Below are 19,524 nucleotides of genomic sequence, written 5' to 3'. Positions count from 1 at the left end.
CGGCGGCGTAAGGCGGGCCACCGACCTGCGTCTACCTGAGCGGGGCGCGTCCGGCCCGGCAACAGGAGAGCGACATGAAGAGGCTGAGCGCGGTGGGTCTTGCGGCGGCTGCATTGCTATGCATCTTCGAGGCGCAGGCGGGGCCGCTGCGCGAGCGTCTGGCTGAGCGGCGCGCCGACAGCGGAGCCGAGATCCGCCTGCCCGCCGGCAGTCGCGCGCAACGCAATATCGCTTATGGCGAGCATGCCGACCAGCGCATGGACGTCTACATCCCCGACGGCGCCCGCGACGCACCGGTGCTCTTCCTCGTGCATGGCGGTGGCTGGCGTCGCGGCGACAAAGCGCACGGCCGGCTGATCGGCAACAAGCTTGCGCACTGGCTGCCGGCAGGCGTGATCGTCGTGTCGGTCAATTACCGCATGCTGCCCGACGCCGACGTGCTCACACAGCGCGACGACGTGGCGGCCGCGCTGGCCAGGGCGCAATCGCTGGCGCCCTCCTGGGGCGGCGATCCGTTGCGCTTCGTGCTGATGGGGCATTCGGCCGGTGCGCATCTGGTGGCCTTGCTGGCCGCCGCGCCACAGGGCGAACGCCGTTGGCTGGGCAGCGTGCTGCTCGACAGTGGCGCGCTCGACGTCGAACGCCTGATGAAGGAACGCCACGCCGGCCTGTTCGACGACGCTTTCGGCAAGGATCCCGCCTTCTGGCGTGCGACCTCGCCGCTGTACCAGCTTGGCGGGCCGACCGCGCCGTGGCTGGCGGTGTGCTCAAGCCGCCGCCGTCAGGCCTGCGACCAGGTGAAGGTGTTTGCGCAGCGGGTGCGCGAAACCGGCGGCCGCATCGACGAGCTGCCGGTCGATCTGTCGCACGGCGACATCAACGAACAACTGGGTCTGCCCGGCGACTACACGCGGCGGGTCGATGACTTCCTGCGCGGCATCGGCGCCCTGAAATGAAAACGCGGGGCCCTGGAGCCCCGCGTTCTCGTTACGTCCGTTCGGTACGTTTCAGCCGCGGCGACGGGCGCGCAGACCGATCAGGCCCAGGCCGGCCAGCAGCAGCGCGTAGGTTTCGGGTTCCGGCACCGGCGCGACTTCGACCGTCAGCAGCGGGCGATCGCTGACCATGAAGCCTTCGGCGCTGTAGAAGTCGATACCGTTGGTGCCATTTGGCATGAAGGGCAGCAGCGCCCAGCCGTAGCCCGGCACGTCGCCGTCCTGCATGCGGCGCAGCGCGTCGGTGAAATCCAGCACCAGGGTGCCGGATTCGATGTTGGCATCGCCGTTGTCGGCACCGATGGTCAGGAAGGGCAGCATGGCGGCTTCGAGACCGTCGGTCTGGATGCCGTCGCCCATCGTGTTCCAGGTGGCGGATGCGGAGTTCCAGTCGCTCAGCATGTCGTAGAAGCGGATGCCGCTGCCGGCGCTGGTGATCTGCAGCGTCAGCGTGGCCGACACCACGGTTTCGCCGGTCTTGATCTGGTTGGCGGCGCTGCCGAACAGGTTGTCGAAGCGCAGCAGTACGTGGTTCGGCGAACCGTTGTCCGACGCGTCGATGCTCACTTCCTGCTCGTAGCCGCTGCTTGCATCGGGGTCGCTGCTGTACAGCGTCACGTCCATCGTGCCGTCGTAGCCGCCGGCGCCCTGCTGGAAGGTATAGGTCGCGGCGAACGCCGGTGCGGCCGCGAACAGCGCAGCCGCGATCAGGGATTTGCTCAACATGGGAAGCCTCTCGAATCGGAAAGGGCCGGCGCTGGTGCGCCGGCCCGGAACTGCGGACTGCAGGCGTGCGATTACAGTGCGCCGTTATCCCACGGGCCGGTGATTGCGTAGGTGATGCCCGGCGACTGGGTGTTCACGAACAGCCACTCGTTGTGGAAGGTCGCGCCGCAGAACTCGGAACCCATCGAGTTGCTGCTGAAGGAGCGGCCGGACGGACGGGTGTAGGTGCCGATGGCGCCGGTGCGGAAGTCGGCGTTGTTGGCGATGAACGGGAACACGGTGCCGTCAGTGGTCAGGCCGTGGCAGCGCGATACCGAGTTGCCGCCGTCTTCGCACAGGATCAGGCTGCCGCGCGGGCTCCAGGCGATGTTGTCCGGGTTGTCGCAGACGTCGGCGCCGGACGATTCGTAGACCAGCGTGAAGGTTTCGCGACGCGGATCGTAGGCGAAGATCTGGCCCTTGCCGGCGGCACCGCCGCTGGTCGAACACACGTAGATCACGCCGTTGCCGTACCACACGCCTTCGCCGCGCACGATGCTCGACGCTCCCTGCATGATGCCCTGGGCGACCACGCCACCGTAGGACGTACCCGTGATGAAGGGCTTGTTCGGCTCGTCGATGTTTACCCACTCGACGTCGAAGGTGGTGCCCGGAGCCTGTGCCACGCCGGTGTTGTAGTAGCCGTAGCTGACACCGTTGATGGTGCGGGTGGCGTTGTTGGCCGTCTTCAGCTTCATCATCTGCAGCTTGCCGCCCATTTCCGGACGACCGATGACGTTCGGGATGAAGCGGTAGAAGCCGGACGGCGTGCTGTCTTCGGTTTCGTAGATGATGCCGGTGACCGGATCGACGGCAACGGCTTCATGACTGAAACAGCCCATGTTGACCAGCGGAACGGGCTTGGCGACGCCGGTGGCCGGCACGTCGAAGCAGTAGCCGTGCTGCTTGGAGGCGCCGTTGTGCGGGCCGTCCGACGTTTCTTCACAGGTGATCCACGAGTTCCACGGGGTCGGGCCGCCAGCGCAGTTGCGGATGGTGCCGGAGATCGACGCGTACGCGCCGACCCACTGCTTGGTGCGCGGCGAGAATACGAGGTTGGTCGTGCCGCCGTTGCACAGCGGGTCGTAGGTGATCTTCGGGTTGGCGTACGAACCGGCGGTGCGGCTGCCCTGTTCGTGGTTACGCACCAGCACGATCTTGTTCGCGTCGGCGGCGACCACGGCCATGCCGTCGTGCGCACCCGGAGTGGCGATGCCGTCGGTCATCACGTCGCCGGTCCAGCCGTAGGACCAGTACTTGAAGCCTTCCGGCAGCTGCAGCAGCGGCAGGCCGGTCACTTCGTCGGCGACCGGAGCGAGCGGGCCGTAGTCCGGGCTGAAAGGCAGCTGCACGGCGTGCGCCTTCTTCGAACCGAGGATGCTGAAGGGCATCGCCACGGTGGCGGCGGCAGCGACGCCGCTCTTCAGGAAGCCGCGGCGCCCGTAGGTCCAGTGCGGGTCCATGTCCTTGGAGGCGTCGGTCTTGCTGAAGTCGCGCAGGACGTCGATCAGGTCGTCTTGATGGTTCATTGTTGTCTCTCCGTTTTCAGTATGCAGGGGGCAGGTGCGTCAGGCGCGGCGGCGGGCGGCCGCGCCGATCAGGCCGAGGCCGGCCAGCAGCAGGGCGTAGGTCTCGGGCTCCGGCACGGTGGCGGTGATGGTGTAGCCGAGCTGACCGGCGCCGACGTTGTCGCTGAAGTCGGCGATGGCGAGCACGAACAGGCCGTTGCCGTAGTCGTTGAAGAAGTTCGCGCTGGCCGCTTCACCGGCGCCTGCGAGGGGGTTGGACGGCGTGCCATCGGCGCCGGTGACGAACATCGTGGTCGCCGAGGCGCTGCTGATGTCGAAGTAGTTGGCGGTATCGCTCTCGACGCCGTACCAGATGCCGAAAATGACGTCGAGCGCCGGGTCCGTCGGGGTGACGGTGATCGACACTTCGCTCATGAAGTCGGCCTTGAAGGTCCAGAAGGACCAGTTTTCGGCGCCGCCGATGAAGGAATAGCTTTCGGCGGCGACGGTGCCGGCCGTGCTGCCGCTGCCGAACTGGCCGCTGATGGCCGGAGCGGCCGCTTGGGCGCCGGCCGACATCAGGCCGGCCAGCAGGGCGGCCGCAAGGGTGGAACGAATAGACATGGGACTCTCCGGTCTGGGTTGAGACGCGGAAAGTCTGTCGGGCGACGATGTCCTGCCAGTTAATCTTCCGTTAACGTTCGGCGTGCGCAGTCATAGGCCGTTTGGCCGGTGAGGATGGTCCGGTCGGACTATCGGCTGGCGAGCGAACCCAGACTGGCGAGAGCGGTATCGACGCGAGCGTCCCAGCGCACGGCGCACATCAGGCGGATGCAGTTGCGGTACTTGCCCTGCGGCGAGAACAGCGGGCCGGGCGCGATGCTGATGCCGGCCGCCAGCGCCCGCGACTGCAGCGCCAGCGCGTCGATGTGCTCCGGCAGTTCCACCCACAGGATGAAGCCGCCGGCCGGCCGCGTGCAGCGTGTGCCGGGCGGGAAATGACGCGCGATCGCCGTCTGCATCCTCTCCATCTGTTCGGCGTACTGCCGGCGGATGCGCGCCATGTGCCGCTCCGGCCGGCCACTCGCGAGGTAGTCGGCGAGTGCGCGCTGCGGCAGCAGCGCGGTCGCCATGGTGCTGCCGTACTTGAGGCGCTCGACCTCGCGCCGCCAGCGCCCGGCGACAATCCAGCCGATGCGCAGGCCGGGCGCGAGTGTCTTGGAGAAGGACGAACACAGCAGCACGTGGCCAGTGCGGTCCCAGGCCTTGGCCACGCGCGGGCGTTCGCCGTCGTGTGCCAGCTCGCCGTAGATGTCGTCCTCGATCAGCGCGATGCCGCGACTGGACAGCATCTGCACGATGCGCCGCTTGTGCGCGTCTGGCATCAGCGCGCCGCTCGGGTTGCTGAAGCTGGTGCAGGCGAGGCAGGCCTTGACCGGCCACTTCTCCAGCGCCAGTTCGAGCGCGTCCGGGCTGAGACCGGTCTGTGCATCGGTCGGAATTTCGAGCGCCTTCAGGCCCAGCGATTCGATCAGCTGCAGCGTGCCGAAGAAGGCGGGCGACTCGATGGCGACCACATCGCCCGGCTGCGTGGTCGCGCGCAGCGCCAGCGTCAGCGCTTCCTGGCAGCCGGTGGTGATGACGATGTCGTCGGGGTGGATCTGGCAGCCGGAATCGACCGCGCGGCGGGCGATCTGCACGCGCAGCGCTTCTTCGCCGATGAATTCTCCGTAACGCGCGCTGCCCGCGTCGTCGGCGCGCAATGCGCGGCCGAGGCTCGCGCGGATGTCCTTCACCGGCAGGAAGTCGGCGTGCGGGATGGCGGTGCTGAACACCAGCAGATCGTCGCGGTGCGAGGCGCGCATGACTTGGGCCACGCGTTCCGACATCGTCACTTCGCCCGGCGATTCGTCATCGCAGGTCTGGCAGGCGCGCGGCGGCAGCGCTTCCGGCGTGCGCGCGTAGAAGCCGGACTGCGGCCGCGCCTCCAGCCAGCCCTGCGCTTCGAGCTTGCGGTAGGCGGAAATGCAGGTGGCGATACTCAGGCCCTGCTGCAGCGCGATGCGCCGCACGGACGGCAGGCGCTGGCCCGGTGGGTAAAGACCGGCGCGGATGTCGGAGCGCAGCCGGTCGGCGAGTTGTTCGTAGCGGTTCATGCGGCGTCCTCTCGCGGTGGCGGCTGATACTGTACTGCACGGCATTTTCTGTCAACCGGTACAGTTCGCGCATACTGTTGCCGGTACAGATCCGCTTGACTATCAATTGTGTCGGTCCAAAAACAGATTCCTGTGCATCGACCGTCACAGTTGCCGACGGCATGATCCGGTCATCCCGTGAAGGAGTCCCGCCATGCCGATGATCACGCTGCAACTGTCCCGCCCGCTCGACGCCGAAACCCGCCTCGCCGTGATCCGCGCGGTGACCGATCTAACGGCCGAGATACTTGGCAAGAAGCGCGAACTGACCGCGTTGTCCATCGGCCACAGCGAACACTGGTCGGTCGGCGCGGAGGCGGTCGGCGGCGCGCTGACCGCCTTCCATCTGGAGGTCCGCGTTACCGCCGGCACCAACACGAAGCCGGAGAAGGCGAACTATCTTTCTGCCGTCTGGCAGTCGCTGGACGAACTGGTCGGCCCGCTGCATCCGGCCAGCTACATCGTGGTCAGCGACCTGGCGGCGGATTCATGGGGCTATGCCGGCGAAACACAGGAGTTGCGTCATGTCCGCGCACGCCTGGCTCAGTGATATGGCCCGCCGGCTGCGCGAGGTACGCCGGCAGCGGCGAGCGCGTGCAGAATTGCAGGCGATGAACGATCTCGAACTGCGCGACCTCGGTCTCGGGCGCTCGGACCTGCCGTCGGTGCTCGGGGGGCGCTTCGAGGACGGGTTTCGCGCGCAGGCGAAACGCCTGCATTGATTCAGGACCTGAAATGATCAAGGCGCACAGCCTCACCATGGCCCGTTACCACGGCTGGGCCTTCGACCGCCTGTTCGCGTCGCTCGAGGCGGTCAGCGACGCCGACTGGCGTGCCGATCACGGGCTGTTCTTCAAGAGCCTGCACGGCACCCTCAATCATCTGCTGCTGGCCGACCTGATCTGGTACGGCCGCTTCACCGGCCGGCCGTACGCGGCCGCCTCGCTCGCCGACGAGGTCGAGTCCGATCGCGCGACGCTGCGGCAACGGGTGCGTGCGCAGGCCGAGCGCTGGATCGAACTGGTCGAGGGGGCCGACGAGGCTACCTTCGGGGGTCGGCTGCGCTACGCCAGCATGGCCGCTCAGCCCTGTGACACGCCGTGGGCCGGCACGCTGCTGCATGTGTTCAATCACGCGACCCACCACCGCGGCCAGATGTCGGCGGTCGCCACGCGCCTGGGCCAGCCGGCGCCGGAGATGGACCTCGTCTACTTCCTGCGCCTGAGCGGACTGTGATCGGACACGAGCCGCGCGCGCCGGAGGACATCGAGTTCGCCGCGGCCGACGGCTACCGGCTGCGTGGTCGCCTGTGGCGACCGCTACTGGATGACGGCAGGCGACCGGCGGTCATCATCTGCTGCGCCACCGGAGTGGCGGCGCGCTACTACGGACGCTTCGCCGCCTGGCTGTCCGCACATGGGCTGCCGGCCATGACCTTCGACTACCGCGGCATCGGCGACAGCCGTTACGGCAGCCTGCGCGGACTGCGCGCAACCAAGAACGACTGGGGCGCGCTCGACACCGACGCGGCGATCCGTGCGCTGGCCGCCCGCTTCCCGGGGCGCACGCTGGTCGGCGTCGGCCACAGCATCGGGGGCTTCTGCCTCGGGTCGGCGCCGTCGAATGCGCGGCTCGCCCGACTGCTGCTGGTCGGCTCGCAGTACGCGTACTGGCCCGACTATGCGCCGCGCCAGCGTGTCGGCTACCTGTTGCGCTGGCATCTGCTGATGCCAGCGCTCGCACTGGTGATGGGCTATTTCCCTGGCAAGCGTCTGGGCTGGCTGGAGGACCTGCCGCGCGGTGTCGCGCTCGAATGGGGGCTGCGGCTGTGGCCGGATTTCGACCGGCTTTACCGCTGGCTGCCCGGCGCCGGCGGCGCCCCGGACGGCGACGCGGCGCGCGCAGCCTTTGCGGGCTACCGCGGCGAAGTACTGGCCTGCGCCTCGGCCGACGACCCCTACGCGACGCCGGCGGCGATGGAACGGCTGCTCGGCTGGTTCACGCAGGCGCGCACGCGCCAGGTGCAGTTCCTGCCGGCCCGCTTTGGCCTGAACCGTATCGGCCACTTTGCGCCCTTCCACTCCGACATGCAGCGCATGCTGTGGCCGCTCGGTCTCAAATGGCTGCGCAGCCGCCGCACGGACTGAACCCGTGCGACGGCGGCTACCGTCAGCGCGTGCTGCGCAGCAGCGACTTCATTGCGGCGTCACGCGGCAGCACGTAGTCGTGCGCGGCCAGCGCGACATTGGTGGCCGGGTCGATCACCTTCAGATTGATGAACACCATGTCTTCCGCGGCGCCATAGGTGCCGACAATGACGGCGCGCGCCTGGTGCGAGCGAGCGAGATCCTTGATCTCGCGGGTGAGCATCATTTCGCCCTGGTGCTGGCGCACATAGACGTTGTCGCGGAATTTCATTTCCACCATGTGGTAACCGGCGCGCGAGAAGCGCGACGATACGTGTTCCGACACCAGCCGGCCGAGCGTGGATGACTGGTCCAGCGCGTCGATGTTCACCACGGTGGCGATGATGAGCGGATTGCCGCTGCCGATCGAATTGTCGATCTGTCCGAGCAGCGCATCGGCCGCCTTGTAGTTGGCGGGCACGAAGCGGTCGCTGGCCGCCTGTTCGTAAGTGGGATCCGGCTTGACCGAGGAGGTGCAGGCGGCCAGCGGCAGCAGGCCGGCACACAGCAGCGCGAGGACAGAGGAACGCATCTCACTGGTCTCCATTCAGGCGGATGGTGTGCGTGCCGCTCCCGGCGTCGTAGAGCGCGCGGTCGCCGTCGGCGACGTAATAGACATGCGTGCGGTGGGCGAGGAAGCGCTGCTCGTCGCTGACCTGCGCAGTGATGATGATTTCCGCCTGCGGCGTCGCACCCGATGCGAATTCGGAGCGGAACCAGCCGTAGGCATCCGCGCCGACGACGCCTGCGGTCGCCACGCCTGCCGCACTGGCGTCGGCCACGGCGAGACCCCACAGACCGGCCGCCAGCATGGTTGCCGTGCCGCTGTGTTTGTACTGCGGGCGATCGGCCGAGAAGCGCAGTGTGCGGGTGTCGAACTCGAGCACCAGCGCGCCCTGCGGCGTGCGATTGACGGTGCGCCCCTGTTCGATCAAAGCCGAGATGAGCTGCTTCTCGAAAGCGAGATTGAAGTGGGTGCGCGCGCTGCTTTCGCGTACGAACAGCGGGCGTTCGTCCTTCAGGTCGCGCGCGATCTGCGCCGCGACGTCACGGGCGATGACCGACCAGTGGCCGGCCGCCTGTACCTTGGGCTGTTTCGTGGTCGGGAAGTTGGTGGCGAGCGGTGTTTCGCTGTGCGGCGCGGCGCAACCGCCGAGCACTGCGCCAAGGGCGAGGGCTGTGCCCAGGTGTCGGGTGTTCATCGGACGGTCTGACCTCCCGGTTGGTGGAATCCAAGGGTATGCATGAAGCATATACGGGGCGGAATCTACCAGAACACGGCAGGCTTGCGTCAACCGCTACGTCAGCGCGTCGTGGCGTGGCGTAGCGCGGCGGCGACGGTGGCGAAGTGGATATCGACGATGTCGGCGATTTCCTCGGCGTAGCCGCCGGCCATCGCCACCGCCAGCGGCAGGTCGTGCCGACGGCAGTAGTCGAATACCCGGGCGTCGCGTGCGGCCAAGCCCGGCTTGGTGAGCTTGAGCCGACCGAGGCGGTCGCCTTCGAATGGATCGGCGCCGGCGAGGAAGAGGACGAACTGCGGGTCGAAGCGCGCGCTCATCCTCGCCAGTGCGTCGTCGAGTGCGGCCAGGTAGGCGTCGTCGCCGCAGCCGTCGGGCAGTGCGACGTCGAGGTGGCTGCGTTCCTTGCGGAAGGGGAAGTTGCGATCGCCGTGCAGCGACAGCGTGAATACGTCGTCCGCCCGTCCGAGGATTTCGGCGGTGCCGTCACCCTGGTGCACGTCGAGGTCGATGATGGCCACGCGTTCGATGCGGCATTCGGCCTGCAGCATGCGGGCGGCCACCGCCGAGTCGTTGAACACGCAATAGCCGGCGCCGCTGGCGCGCTTGGCGTGGTGGGTGCCGCCGGCCAGATTGACCGACACGCCGTCGCGCAACGCGCTGCGACAGGCGGCCATGGTGGCGCCGGCGGAGCGGCGCGAGCGCTCTATCATCTGCGCCGACCACGGAAAACCGATCATGCGGATTTCGTTCACGCTCAGTTCGCCGCGGCTGGCGCGGTCAACGTAGCCGGCGTCGTGGGCGCGACACAGTTCGGCGTCGGTCGCGGCCGGCGGCTCGCTCAGCGTGACGCCCGGTAGTTCCGCCGCGACGCGTTCGCGCAGCCGGCGGTACTTGTCCATCGGAAAGCGATGGGTTTCGGGCAGCGGCAGGACGAAGTGGTCAGCGTACCAGGCGAGCATGTCGTGCAGGTGGGCGGGACGGTCGCGCATTCTGACAGCGGGTCGTCAGCAAGGGTTGCGACAGCTGTATCGGAACGCCTGCGGTGCAGCGCGGTCTGTCGCCGCGTGCGGGGTGCGGCGGCCTTCACTATCGCTTACCATCGGCCGCGCGTTGTGCAGGACTCAGCAAGGCGCGAAGCACTGGAGCCGTAACACGACATGAAATACACGGATTTGCGCGACTTCATCGCGCAGCTCGAACGGATGGGCGAACTGAAGCGCGTCGCGCGCCCGGTGTCGCCGCATCTGGAAATGACCGAGATCTGCGACCGCGTGCTGCGCGCGCAGGGGCCTGCGGTGCTGTTTGAGCAGCCGACCGGTCACAGCATGCCGGTACTCGGGAACCTGTTTGGCACACCGGGCCGCGTGGCGCTTGGTATGGGCGTCAGCGGCGACAAGTGGGCGGAAGCGCTGCGCGACATCGGTCGCACGCTGTCCATGCTGAAGGAGCCGGAGCCACCCAAGGGCCTGAAAGATGCGTGGGACAAGCTGCCGATGCTGAAGCAGGTGTTCTCGATGGCGCCCAAGAAGGTGTCGTCGGCACCCTGTCAGGACGTCGTGTGGGAAGGCAGTCAGGTCGATCTGGCGCGTCTGCCGGTACAGCACTGCTGGCCGGGCGATGCGGCACCGTTGATCACCTGGGGGCTGGTGGTGACGCGCGGACCGGACAAGAAGCGGCAAAACCTCGGCATCTACCGCCAGCAGGTGATCGCGCAGGACAAGGTGATCATGCGCTGGCTGGCCCACCGCGGCGGAGCGCTCGATTTTCGCGACCACGCGCGCAGATTCCCCGGCACGCCCTTCCCGGTGTCGGTGGTGCTGGGCTGCGATCCGGCGACGATACTGGGCGCGGTGACGCCGGTGCCGGACACGCTGTCCGAGTACCAGTTCGCCGGCCTGCTGCGTGGCAGCCGCACCGAACTGGTGAAGTGCATCGGCAACGATCTCGACGTGCCGGCCAGCGCCGAAATCGTGCTCGAAGGCGAACTGCGGCCGGACGCGAACCACCCGTCCGGCTATGAGCACGCGCCGGAAGGGCCGTTCGGTGACCACACCGGTTACTACAACGAAGTGGCCGAGTTTCCGGTGTTGACGATCACGCGCATGACCCTGCGCCGCAATCCGATCTACCACTCGACCTATACCGGCAAGCCGCCGGACGAACCCGCCATGCTGGGCGTGGCGCTGAACGAGGTGTTCGTGCCGCTGCTGCAGAAGCAGTTTCCGGAAATCACCGATTTCTACCTGCCGCCGGAAGGGTGTTCCTACCGGCTGGCGGTGGTGTCGATGCGCAAGCAGTATCCGGGGCACGCCAAGCGGGTCATGTTCGGCGTATGGAGTTTCCTGCGGCAGTTCATGTACACGAAGACCATCATCGTCGTGGACGAGGACATCGACATCCGCAGCTGGCAGGAAGTGATCTGGGCGATGACCACGCGCATGGACGCGAAGCGCGATACCGTCATCGTCAACAACACGCCGATCGACTACCTTGATTTCGCCAGCCCGGTGGCCGGCCTCGGGTCGAAGATGGGGCTGGATGCGACCAACAAGTGGCCGGGCGAAACCAGCCGCGAGTGGGGGCGCACGATAGAGATGGATGCCGACGTGAAGAGGCGGGTCGATGCGATGTGGTCCGAGCTCGGGCTCTGAATCACGGACTTCGATCACGCCTCAGTTTTTCCTTTCATCACGACATTCAGCGCGTAGAGCGCTGAACAGGAGTTGCGATCATGGCCATCGGCCTCTACATCATCGGCGATGAAATCCTGTCCGGCCGCCGTCAGGACGGACACTTTGCCAAAGTGCGCGAACTGCTCGCCGAGCGCGGCCTGCAGCTGTCCTGGGTGAGCTATCTGGGCGACGAACGGCCGCGTCTGATCGACGCTTTCCGTCGTTCGATGGCGACGACCGACATCGTGTTCTCCTGTGGCGGCATCGGTGTCACGCCGGACGACCACACGAGGCAGTCGGCGGCGGCGGCGCTGGGTGTCAACTGCGTGCTGCATCCGGCGGCCGAGGTCGAGATCCGCGCACGCTTCGGCGCCGAGGTGACCGAAAACCGTCTGCGTCTCGGCGAGTTTCCGGCAGGGTGCGACATCATTCCCAATCCGTTCAATCGTATTCCCGGCTTCAGCTGTGGCGATCATCACTTCGTGCCGGGCTTTCCGGAAATGGCCTGGCCGATGATGCAGTGGGTGCTCGACACGAAGTACCGGCACCTGCATCACACCCGCAACTGGACGGAGGCGTCCTTCTTCGTGTTCGATGCGCACGAGAGCCGGCTGCTTGACCTGATGCAGGCGATCGAGCGCGACTACGGTGTCACCGTGTTCAGCCTGCCCAGCTTCGGCAATGCGAAGCGGGCGCGGCCGCACATCGAACTGGGAGCCAAGGGCGATCCGGACAAGGTCGCCCTGGCGCTGGCAGCCCTGCGTGCCGAGGTGATCCAGCGCGGCCTGGAGGTCAACGCAGACCCGCTCTGACCGGCGCCAGGCGGGCTGTCGGACCCCTGATCAAGACGCCTGTCACGGCCGGGGAGCAGATCCGATCGACATCGTCGATACGACGATTCACTATTCGCGCGGAATTTTCGTGTGGAGAGTGTTCGATGAATTGCGTGTCGGCGGCGCGTGCCTGTGTAGTGCTCACGCTTGCAGCTGCGCTGGCCGGGTGCTGGCAGATCGACGACCTTGGTGACCTGCCCGGTGGGCCGCACTTAAGCGAGGCCTACGCCATCAACGAAGGTGGGGATGTAGTCGGGTACGGCAGCGATGCCGATGGCAATCGCGCTTTCGTCTGGCGGCGCGGAGTCGGTCTGACGCCGCTGCCGCGGCCTGCGGGCACGGCCGCATGCGCTGCCGCCGGCATCAATGACCTGGGTCTCGTCGTCGGACACTGCCAGACGAGCGGCGGCGGCCGGAAGATCGCAGCCGTGTGGTCCGGCGGCGAGGTCGAGGCTGTCCAGTTCCCCGGCCGGCGCGTGCTCAGCAGCGAACTGCTCGCGGTGAATCAGGCCGGTGACGTTGTCGGTGGTTTCCGCGAAGAAGTGGGTCGTTCATTCGTGGTCAACATTGCTTTCACCTGGCGGTACGACAGTTCGCAGCCCTTACGTAGCATCACGCCTTTGCCGTCCGATCTCTGTGGCTCGGGCGTGGCGCGCGCCATCGGACCGCTGGGCTGGATTGCCGGCCATGCGTACGTCACGCCACATCCGCCCTGGTTATGGAATCCGGCGACCGGACGTGCGCATCCGGTCGGAGAGTTGTCGGCGCCGGCCAGCACGAGCGGCGAGGCACGCGGCATCAACGACCAGCGACAGGTCGTCGGCGTTTTCGACGGACGGGGTTTCGTGTGGACGCCGGCCGGACCGGGAGAGGTGCAGGGCACGACGATCGAGATTCCGTTCGAGCCCTACGACATCAACAATCGCGGGCAGGTGGTCGGCGTACAGGGCGGGCGTGCGGTGCTCTATGACCTCGGCACCGAGAGGCTGACGGTGCTCGAGGACCTGCAGGAGGTACGACGGGCGGGCTGGCGTCGCCTGGCGCTGGCGCGAGCGATCAACGATAGAGGTCAGATCGCGGGCTACGGCGTTAATGTGGCGGGCGACGTGAGTGGTTTTGTGATGACTCCGGACTGAAACCCGCTGCAGTCGCGTAAACGAAAAGAGCCCCGCACAAGGCGGGGCTCTTTTCAGACTGCTCTTGAAGACTTAGGCAGCGGCCTTCTTCTTCGCGGTCGTGCTGGCGGCGCCGACGGCACGCACGGTCGCCGAGGTGGCGGCGTTCACGTTGGCTTCAGCCATTTCGACGGCTTGCTTGGCAGCCTTGGCCATGCTGTCGTAGGCGCTGTTGGCGGCGGCGATGGCCGACTTGACAGCGGCGACGGCGACATCGGAACCGGCCGGGGCTTGCTTGGCAGCCTGATCCAGGGTCGAGGTGACAGCCTTGTTGACTTCACCGACCTGAGCTTCGACAACCTTGCTCAGCTCTTCCTGGGTTTGCGAAACGATTTCATAGACGCTGCGCGAGTAGGCAACAACCTTCTCGATCGCCGGCTGGACCAGGCCGCTCTGCAGCGACACGATCTCTTGCACGTCCTTGGCGCCCATCAGGGTCTTGGCGTTCGCGACGCTGTCTTCCAGCAGCGAACGGGCGGTGTTCAGGTTCAGAGCGGCGAGGCGCTCGGTGCTGGCAAAGGCGGTGTTGGCCAGGGTCAGCAGGGCCTCGATGCCGTTCTTGTTGGCGGCGGCGAAATGTTCAGGGGTGAAGGCCATGGTGGTTATCTCCGTACATTTAGTTGAAAGAGCGACCACGACCGGGCGGTAAAACCGGGAACACCCACGAGGTCACCTAAATCGTGCGACTCACTACTTACCCCAAGGGTTCGTATTGCGCTGCACCATGAACACGATTATAGGGCGGGTCAACGTGATGTCAACATGTTTTTGTTGCACTGCACACAAAAACTTTTCCGGATTATTTCTTCGCCTAAACAATGAGATGTGAACGTACGTTCATAAAAACGCAGGAGCCGGGGTGCGCTGCGTCAGATGCCGCGCCAGGGCGCTTTCAGCGCAGTTCGGACAGCAGTCGTGCTGCGGTGCGTTCGGTTTCCCGCAGGTAGGCACTGCCGAACAGCAAAGTATGGTTCAGCAGGTGATACAGCCGGTAAAGGCCGCGCCGCGATGCAGCGCCAGCGTCCAGAGGAGCACTCTTCTGATAGGCGGCGTACATGGAGATCGGGAAGCCCCCGAACAGTTCCGTCATCGCGTAGTCCGCCTCGCGATCGCCGTAATGCACGGCCGGATCGAACACGGCAGGCTGACCATCGACCATGCCGGTATTGCCGTGCCACAGGTCGCCATGGAGCAGCGAGGCCGCCGGGCGGTATTCGAGGAAGAGAGCCGGTACGCGTTCGACGATGCCCTGCAGGTTGCGTATCAGTTCGCCGCGCATGCCTTCGGCGATCAGTTGTTCGAGTTGCGGCCGCAGGCGCTTCTGCGCATAGAAGAGTGGCCAGGTCGTAGACGTGCCGTTCTCCTGACGGCTGTCGCCGAGCCAGTTGTCGCGTGGCAGACCATACAGCTCACCACGGACGTTATGTAGCGCTGCCAACGCCTTGCCGAAAGCGCGCCCGTCCTCATCGGTGGACACCGGTTTCAGGTCCAGCCATTCGAGCGCCAGCCAGGCGACGTCGCCGGCGGTGCCGCTGCCGCGTGCGGCCGGTAGCCGGAAGCAGCCGGTATCCTGCAGCAGCGCCAGTCCTTCCATCTCCGCTGCGAACACTTCCGCCCGGTCGGCTGGCAGCAGCTTGACGAAAAGGGGAGCGTCGCCAGTGTCGATCCTCAGTGCGCGGCGAGTGCGACCGGGTGTCAGTTCGACAGTACTCGTGCAGCCCACGCCCAGTGCAGCGGCAATCTGTGTCGCGAGCGCATTCATTCGCCGCCGCCCCAGCTGTCGGCCAGACGGATGTTGGCCGACGACAGTCGCGCCGCCAGCACCTGCAGGAAGGCTTCGTAGAAGCGCATGCGGCAGGTTTCGGAGGCGCGGCGGATGCGTTCGCCGTCGATCGCGAACAGCAGACTGTCGGTGTTCGCCTGTACGTCGTTGGCGCGCAGCTTGCGGTCGCGACGGGCGATCACCGACATTTCGCCGCAGCATTCGCCGCTGGTCAGGATGTTCAGCGTGCGACCCGATTTGCACACCGCCAGCTCGCCTTCGACCAGCACGTAGAGGCGGTCGCCCTGTTCGCCGTCCTTCATCAGCAACGTGCCGGCGGCGACGCGCTCCTGGCGTGCGAAGTGAGCGACCTCCCACAGTTCGACGTCGCTGAAGTCATTGAAGAAAGCCAGCGTGCGCAGCAACCGGAAGTGCTCGGCGGCGCCCGATTCGTCCTCGCGCGGCTTGAGCCGGCGGTTGCGGAAGGCCTGTGCGAGGTCGTGCGTGAACTCGGCCCAGGTCGTGTAGCGCAGCGCGATGTCCTTCTGCATCGCGCGCGCCACGACGGCGTCCAGTGCGGGGGGCAGGCCCGGACGGTGCACCGACGGCGGAGGCGGCTCGACGTGGATGATCTGATACACGAGGCTGTACTTGTTGCTCGCCTGGAAGGGCAGCTCACCGGCCAGCAGCTGATAGAGCACGACGCCCAGCGAATAGATGTCCGTCTGGTGGTTCAGCGGCATCTCGCGCACCTGCTGCGGGCTCATGTAGGCCGGCGAGCCGACGCCCTCGACCTGCGTGCGCTCATTGGCGGTAAACAGCGCCGCGCCGAAATCGGTCAGCTTCAGTTCGCCGTCGCGGGTGAGCAGGATGTTGGCCGGCTTGATGTCGCGATGCGTGATGCCCAGCTGGCAGGCGTAGTCGAGTGCGCGCGTGCACTTGAACATCAGTTCGACGATGCGCTCCACCGGCAGCAGACCCGGGCGCTGCACATGCGCCTCCAGCGTGCCGCCGGCGACGTACTCCATCACGATATAGGCCTGATCGCCGGTCACCACGGCGTCGTGGATGGCGACGATGTGCGGATGCTGCAGCTTGTCGGCGAGCGAAGCTTCGTTGATCAGCAGATTGCGGTGCAGTCTGCCGCGCGCGTGGTCGTTCAGCACGTCGGGGTCGATGCACTTGATCGCCACCTCGCGTTGCGTCTGCGGATCCCAGGCCAGCCAGACTGTGCTGGTGCTGCCGCGGCCGATGATGCGCCTGAGCTGGTAGCGGCCCAGCGAACCGCCGGGTGCGGGGGCGTCGGGCGGGGTCGGCGGCGCGGGTGTCTGCATCCGCTCAGACACCGGTCAGGCGCTGGTTGGCCAGCGACAGCCGCTCGACCAGGATGCGCAGGAAGGCGCGGTCGAAGCGGTGGCGGCACGCTTCCGACGCGTGTTCGAGTGCGGCGTTGGCGAGGTGGATCACCACCGCCTCGGACAGCGTGGACACGTCGGCGCCGCGGGTGCCGCGCTCCGGCGTCAGCCAGGCCATCTCGCCGACGCATTCGCCGGCCGACAGCACGTTGAGCAGCTTGCGTCCCTTGGTCACCTTCACGTCGCCTTCCGCGATGATGAAGAAACCGTCGCCCGGGTCGCCCTCGCGCAGCAGCATCTGGCCGCCGGCCACGCGGTGCCATTCGCCCAGACGCACCACCTCCCACAGTTCGACGTCGGAAAAATCGCGGAAGAAGGCGAGCCGGCGCAGCGAGTTGAATTTCTCGCTGTCGGCGATGCGGTTGCCGTGGTCGCGCTGCGCCTCGGTGCGGAAAGCTTCGGCGAGGTCGAACGAGAAGGCGTCCCAGCTCGGGTAGCGGTCGTCCAGCGATTTCTGCAGCGCGCGCATCACGATGCCGTCCAGCACAGGCGGCAACTCCGGCCGCAGTGCCGACGGCGGCACCGGATCGGCGTGGGTGATCTGGTACATCATGCTGAAGTTATTGCTGCCCTGGAAAGGCAGCTGGCCTGTCAGCAGCTGGTACATCACCACGCCGAGCGAAAAGATGTCGGTCTGGTGATTGAGCGGGTGTTCCTTGATCTGCTGCGGACTCATGTAGGCCGGCGAGCCGACGCCCGACACCTGGGTTTCGGTGGCCGATACCGACATCGCGGCGCCGAAGTCCGACACCTTCACATTGGTGCCGCCGACCGCTGCGCCGTCCTCGACGCGCATGATGTTGGCCGGCTTCAGGTCGCGGTGGATGACGCCCAGCCGCCAGGCGAAGTCGAGCGCGCGCGTGCACTTGAAGATGATTTCCAGCACGTCGCCGACCGGCAGCAACCGGTCGGCCGAGATATACGGCTCCAGCGTGCCGCCCGGTACATACTCCATCACGATGTAGGCCGGGTCGGCGTCGGCGACCGCGTCGTAGATCTGCACGATGTGCGGGTGCGTGAGCTTGCCCGCCAGCGAGGCCTCGGCGACGAAGAACTTGCGCTGATAGCGCTCGGACTTGCTGCCGCTGGCGCCAGTGTCGTCGCCGCGGGCAACGATCTTGATCGCCACGTCGCGCCGGCCGAAAGGGTCGTGCGCGAGGAACACCTTGGACGTGGCGCCTTCGCCGAGCAGGCGCAGGATGCGGTACTTGCCGAGCAGGTCCATGTCAGCGTGGGGCCGGTGACAGGCGTCGCGCGGTCGCTCCGGTGCGTGTGATGCCTGTCGGTTTCAAGCGGTTTCTCCCGTTTAGCCGGTCGCCAGCCGCGCGCGAGCGCGGCCGATGGCGGCGCGCACCTGCTCCGGTGCGGTGCCGCCGATGTGGTTGCGGGCGGACAGCGAACCTTCGACCGTCAGAACCGCGAACACCGATTCATCGACCAGCGGCGAGAAGGACTTGAGCTCGTCCAGCGTGAGGTCGGACACGTCGCAGCCCTTCTGTTCGGCCAGACGCACTGCGCGGGCGACTGCCTCGTGCGCGTCGCGGAAGGGCAGGCCGCGCTTGACCAGCCAGTCGGCCAGATCGGTGGCGGTGGCGTAGCCCTGGCGCAGCGCGTTCTTCATCGCCTCGGCCTTGACCCGCACGTTGAACACCCTGCTGCCGTCGGCGGCCGTCGTGCTGCCCATCATGTCAGCGTAGATGCGCAGCGTGTCGATCACCGTGTCGGCGGTGTCGAACAGCGGTTCCTTGTCTTCCTGGTTGTCCTTGTTGTAGGCCAGCGGCTGGCCCTTCATCAGCGTCAGCAGCGCCACCAGGCTGCCATTCACGCGGCCGGTCTTGCCGCGTACCAGTTCCGGCACGTCCGGGTTCTTCTTCTGCGGCATGATGGACGAGCCGGTGCAGAAGCGGTCCGCCAGGTCGATGAAACCGACGCGCGGGCTCATCCACAGGATGAGCTCTTCCGACAGGCGCGACAGGTGGGTCATCAGCAGGCTGCTGGCGGCGCAGAATTCGATCGCGAAGTCGCGGTCGGACACCGCGTCCAGCGAGTTGAAGCACACTTCGTCGAAACCCAGTTCGGCGGCGACGAATTCGCGGTCGATCGGGAAGGTGGTGCCAGCCAGCGCGGCGGAGCCGAGCGGCAGCCGGTTGGTGCGCTTGCGGCAGTCGGCGAAGCGCTCGGCGTCACGCCGCAGCATTTCGAAATAGGCCATCAGGTGGTGGCCGAAGGTGACCGGCTGCGCCACCTGCAGGTGGGTGAAGCCAGGCAGCGGCGTGGCGGCGTGGTGTTCGGCCAGGTCGAGCACGGCGCGCTGGAAGTCGGCGATCAGCGCGAGAATGGTGTCGATCGCGTCGCGCAGCCACAGCCGGATGTCGGTCGCCACCTGGTCGTTGCGGCTGCGGCCGGTGTGCAGGCGCTTGCCGGCGTCGCCGACCAGTGCGGTCAGGCGCTTCTCTATATTGAGGTGCACGTCCTCGTCGTCGAGATTCCAGTCGAACTGGCCGGCTTCGATTTCCTGCGTGATCTGTGCCATGCCCGAGCGGATGGCGTCGAGATCGGCTTGCGCGATGATGCCCTGCTTTGCCAGCATGGCGGCATGGGCCAGCGAGCCGCGGATGTCCTGCCGCCACATGCGTTGGTCGAAGAACACCGAAGCGGTATAACGCTTCACCAGATCGGACACGGGCTCGGAAAAACGGCCCGACCACGCCTTGGTCGGCTCGGACTGCGAAGATGCGCTCATGATGGAAAGAAGTTCGGCACGCTGCGGGAAA

The 19,524-nt window shown here is 66.6% G+C and carries 20 protein-coding genes; 8 read left to right on the top strand and 12 right to left on the bottom strand.

Annotated features, from left to right (window positions below; translation table 11 throughout):
* The first annotated feature begins 74 nt into the window (after window positions 1–74).
* On the top strand, window positions 75–956 hold the full coding sequence (locus tag ACQ66H_RS17695) for an alpha/beta hydrolase (RefSeq protein ID WP_430435107.1): 882 nt from the start codon (window positions 75–77) through the stop codon (window positions 954–956).
* A 51-nt stretch (window positions 957–1,007) separates the two neighbouring features.
* Here ACQ66H_RS17695 and ACQ66H_RS17690 read toward each other — a convergent pair whose 3' ends face one another.
* From ACQ66H_RS17690 to ACQ66H_RS17675, 4 genes are all read right to left on the bottom strand, one after another.
* The gene (locus ACQ66H_RS17690) at window positions 1,008–1,721 is read right to left on the bottom strand and encodes a DNRLRE domain-containing protein (protein WP_430435106.1); all 714 of its coding nucleotides are present in this window, start codon (window positions 1,719–1,721) and stop codon (window positions 1,008–1,010) included.
* Window positions 1,722–1,792: 71 nt separating this feature from the next.
* On the bottom strand, window positions 1,793–3,289 hold the full coding sequence (locus ACQ66H_RS17685) for a PhoX family protein (RefSeq protein WP_430435105.1): 1,497 nt from the start codon (window positions 3,287–3,289) through the stop codon (window positions 1,793–1,795).
* 39 nt (window positions 3,290–3,328) lie between these two features.
* Window positions 3,329–3,892 (bottom strand): PEP-CTERM sorting domain-containing protein, encoded by a 564-nt coding sequence (locus ACQ66H_RS17680; RefSeq protein ID WP_430435104.1) that lies wholly within the window; start codon window positions 3,890–3,892, stop codon window positions 3,329–3,331.
* A gap of 128 nt (window positions 3,893–4,020) precedes the next feature.
* On the bottom strand, window positions 4,021–5,424 hold the full coding sequence (locus ACQ66H_RS17675) for a PLP-dependent aminotransferase family protein (protein WP_430435103.1): 1,404 nt from the start codon (window positions 5,422–5,424) through the stop codon (window positions 4,021–4,023).
* 193 nt (window positions 5,425–5,617) lie between these two features.
* Between ACQ66H_RS17675 and ACQ66H_RS17670 the strand changes: the two genes are divergently transcribed.
* Genes ACQ66H_RS17670 through ACQ66H_RS17655 form a run of 4 tightly spaced genes read left to right on the top strand, consistent with a single transcriptional unit; the run spans window position 5,618 to window position 7,610 of the window.
* A complete protein-coding gene (locus ACQ66H_RS17670; RefSeq protein WP_304000453.1) occupies window positions 5,618–6,013 on the top strand; it encodes a tautomerase family protein in 396 nt (131 codons plus the stop codon).
* A complete protein-coding gene (locus ACQ66H_RS17665; protein ID WP_304000452.1) occupies window positions 5,988–6,185 on the top strand; it encodes a DUF1127 domain-containing protein in 198 nt (65 codons plus the stop codon). Before ACQ66H_RS17670 ends, ACQ66H_RS17665 begins: the two co-directional genes overlap by 26 nt.
* A gap of 13 nt (window positions 6,186–6,198) precedes the next feature.
* Window positions 6,199–6,699: a DinB family protein gene (locus ACQ66H_RS17660; RefSeq protein WP_430435102.1), complete on the top strand. Its 501-nt coding sequence runs from the start codon at window positions 6,199–6,201 to the stop codon at window positions 6,697–6,699.
* Window positions 6,696–7,610 carry an alpha/beta hydrolase family protein gene (locus tag ACQ66H_RS17655; RefSeq protein ID WP_430435101.1) on the top strand — a complete coding sequence of 305 codons (915 nt, stop codon included), beginning with the start codon at window positions 6,696–6,698 and terminating at the stop codon, window positions 7,608–7,610. Before ACQ66H_RS17660 ends, ACQ66H_RS17655 begins: the two co-directional genes overlap by 4 nt.
* A gap of 22 nt (window positions 7,611–7,632) precedes the next feature.
* Here the strand turns inward: ACQ66H_RS17655 and ACQ66H_RS17650 are convergent, their stop codons facing one another.
* The 3 genes from ACQ66H_RS17650 to ACQ66H_RS17640 form a co-directional block, all read right to left on the bottom strand.
* Window positions 7,633–8,181: a FlgO family outer membrane protein gene (locus tag ACQ66H_RS17650; protein ID WP_430435100.1), complete on the bottom strand. Its 549-nt coding sequence runs from the start codon at window positions 8,179–8,181 to the stop codon at window positions 7,633–7,635.
* 1 nt (window position 8,182) lies between these two features.
* Window positions 8,183–8,851, bottom strand: a complete 669-nt coding sequence (locus ACQ66H_RS17645) for a hypothetical protein (protein ID WP_430435099.1) — start codon at window positions 8,849–8,851, stop codon at window positions 8,183–8,185.
* A 101-nt stretch (window positions 8,852–8,952) separates the two neighbouring features.
* Window positions 8,953–9,882 carry a histone deacetylase family protein gene (locus tag ACQ66H_RS17640; RefSeq protein ID WP_430435098.1) on the bottom strand — a complete coding sequence of 310 codons (930 nt, stop codon included), beginning with the start codon at window positions 9,880–9,882 and terminating at the stop codon, window positions 8,953–8,955.
* A gap of 168 nt (window positions 9,883–10,050) precedes the next feature.
* On the opposite strand from ACQ66H_RS17640, the gene ubiD reads away from it, so the two are divergent.
* The 3 genes from ubiD (at window position 10,051) to ACQ66H_RS17625 (ending at window position 13,534) form a co-directional block, all read left to right on the top strand.
* Window positions 10,051–11,544 carry a 4-hydroxy-3-polyprenylbenzoate decarboxylase gene (ubiD, locus tag ACQ66H_RS17635; RefSeq protein WP_430435097.1) on the top strand — a complete coding sequence of 498 codons (1,494 nt, stop codon included), beginning with the start codon at window positions 10,051–10,053 and terminating at the stop codon, window positions 11,542–11,544.
* A gap of 80 nt (window positions 11,545–11,624) precedes the next feature.
* Window positions 11,625–12,377: a competence/damage-inducible protein A gene (locus ACQ66H_RS17630; protein WP_430435096.1), complete on the top strand. Its 753-nt coding sequence runs from the start codon at window positions 11,625–11,627 to the stop codon at window positions 12,375–12,377.
* Between the two features lie 125 nt (window positions 12,378–12,502).
* The gene (locus ACQ66H_RS17625) at window positions 12,503–13,534 is read left to right on the top strand and encodes an HAF repeat-containing protein (RefSeq protein ID WP_430435095.1); all 1,032 of its coding nucleotides are present in this window, start codon (window positions 12,503–12,505) and stop codon (window positions 13,532–13,534) included.
* Between the two features lie 72 nt (window positions 13,535–13,606).
* Here ACQ66H_RS17625 and ACQ66H_RS17620 read toward each other — a convergent pair whose 3' ends face one another.
* From ACQ66H_RS17620 to argH, 5 genes are all read right to left on the bottom strand, one after another.
* Window positions 13,607–14,170, bottom strand: coding sequence for a phasin family protein (locus ACQ66H_RS17620; RefSeq protein ID WP_020165799.1), 564 nt, complete (start codon window positions 14,168–14,170; stop codon window positions 13,607–13,609).
* Between the two features lie 295 nt (window positions 14,171–14,465).
* On the bottom strand, window positions 14,466–15,335 hold the full coding sequence (locus ACQ66H_RS17615; RefSeq protein WP_430435094.1) for a fructosamine kinase family protein: 870 nt from the start codon (window positions 15,333–15,335) through the stop codon (window positions 14,466–14,468).
* Complete coding sequence (locus ACQ66H_RS17610; RefSeq protein WP_430435093.1) at window positions 15,332–16,669, bottom strand: protein kinase domain-containing protein; 1,338 nt, start codon at window positions 16,667–16,669, stop codon at window positions 15,332–15,334. The genes ACQ66H_RS17615 and ACQ66H_RS17610 overlap by 4 nt, the downstream gene beginning before the upstream one ends.
* 4 nt (window positions 16,670–16,673) lie before the next feature.
* On the bottom strand, window positions 16,674–17,975 hold the full coding sequence (locus tag ACQ66H_RS17605) for a protein kinase domain-containing protein (protein ID WP_430435092.1): 1,302 nt from the start codon (window positions 17,973–17,975) through the stop codon (window positions 16,674–16,676).
* An 81-nt stretch (window positions 17,976–18,056) separates the two neighbouring features.
* On the bottom strand, window positions 18,057–19,493 hold the full coding sequence (gene argH, locus ACQ66H_RS17600; RefSeq protein WP_430435091.1) for an argininosuccinate lyase: 1,437 nt from the start codon (window positions 19,491–19,493) through the stop codon (window positions 18,057–18,059).
* Window positions 19,494–19,524 lie beyond the last annotated feature (31 nt).

This window comes from Methyloversatilis sp., assembly GCF_965284615.1.
Lineage (GTDB): Bacteria > Pseudomonadota > Gammaproteobacteria > Burkholderiales > Rhodocyclaceae > Methyloversatilis.
The sequence above is the reverse complement of the archived record's forward strand: the minus strand, read 5'-3'. Positions and strand labels throughout refer to the sequence as shown.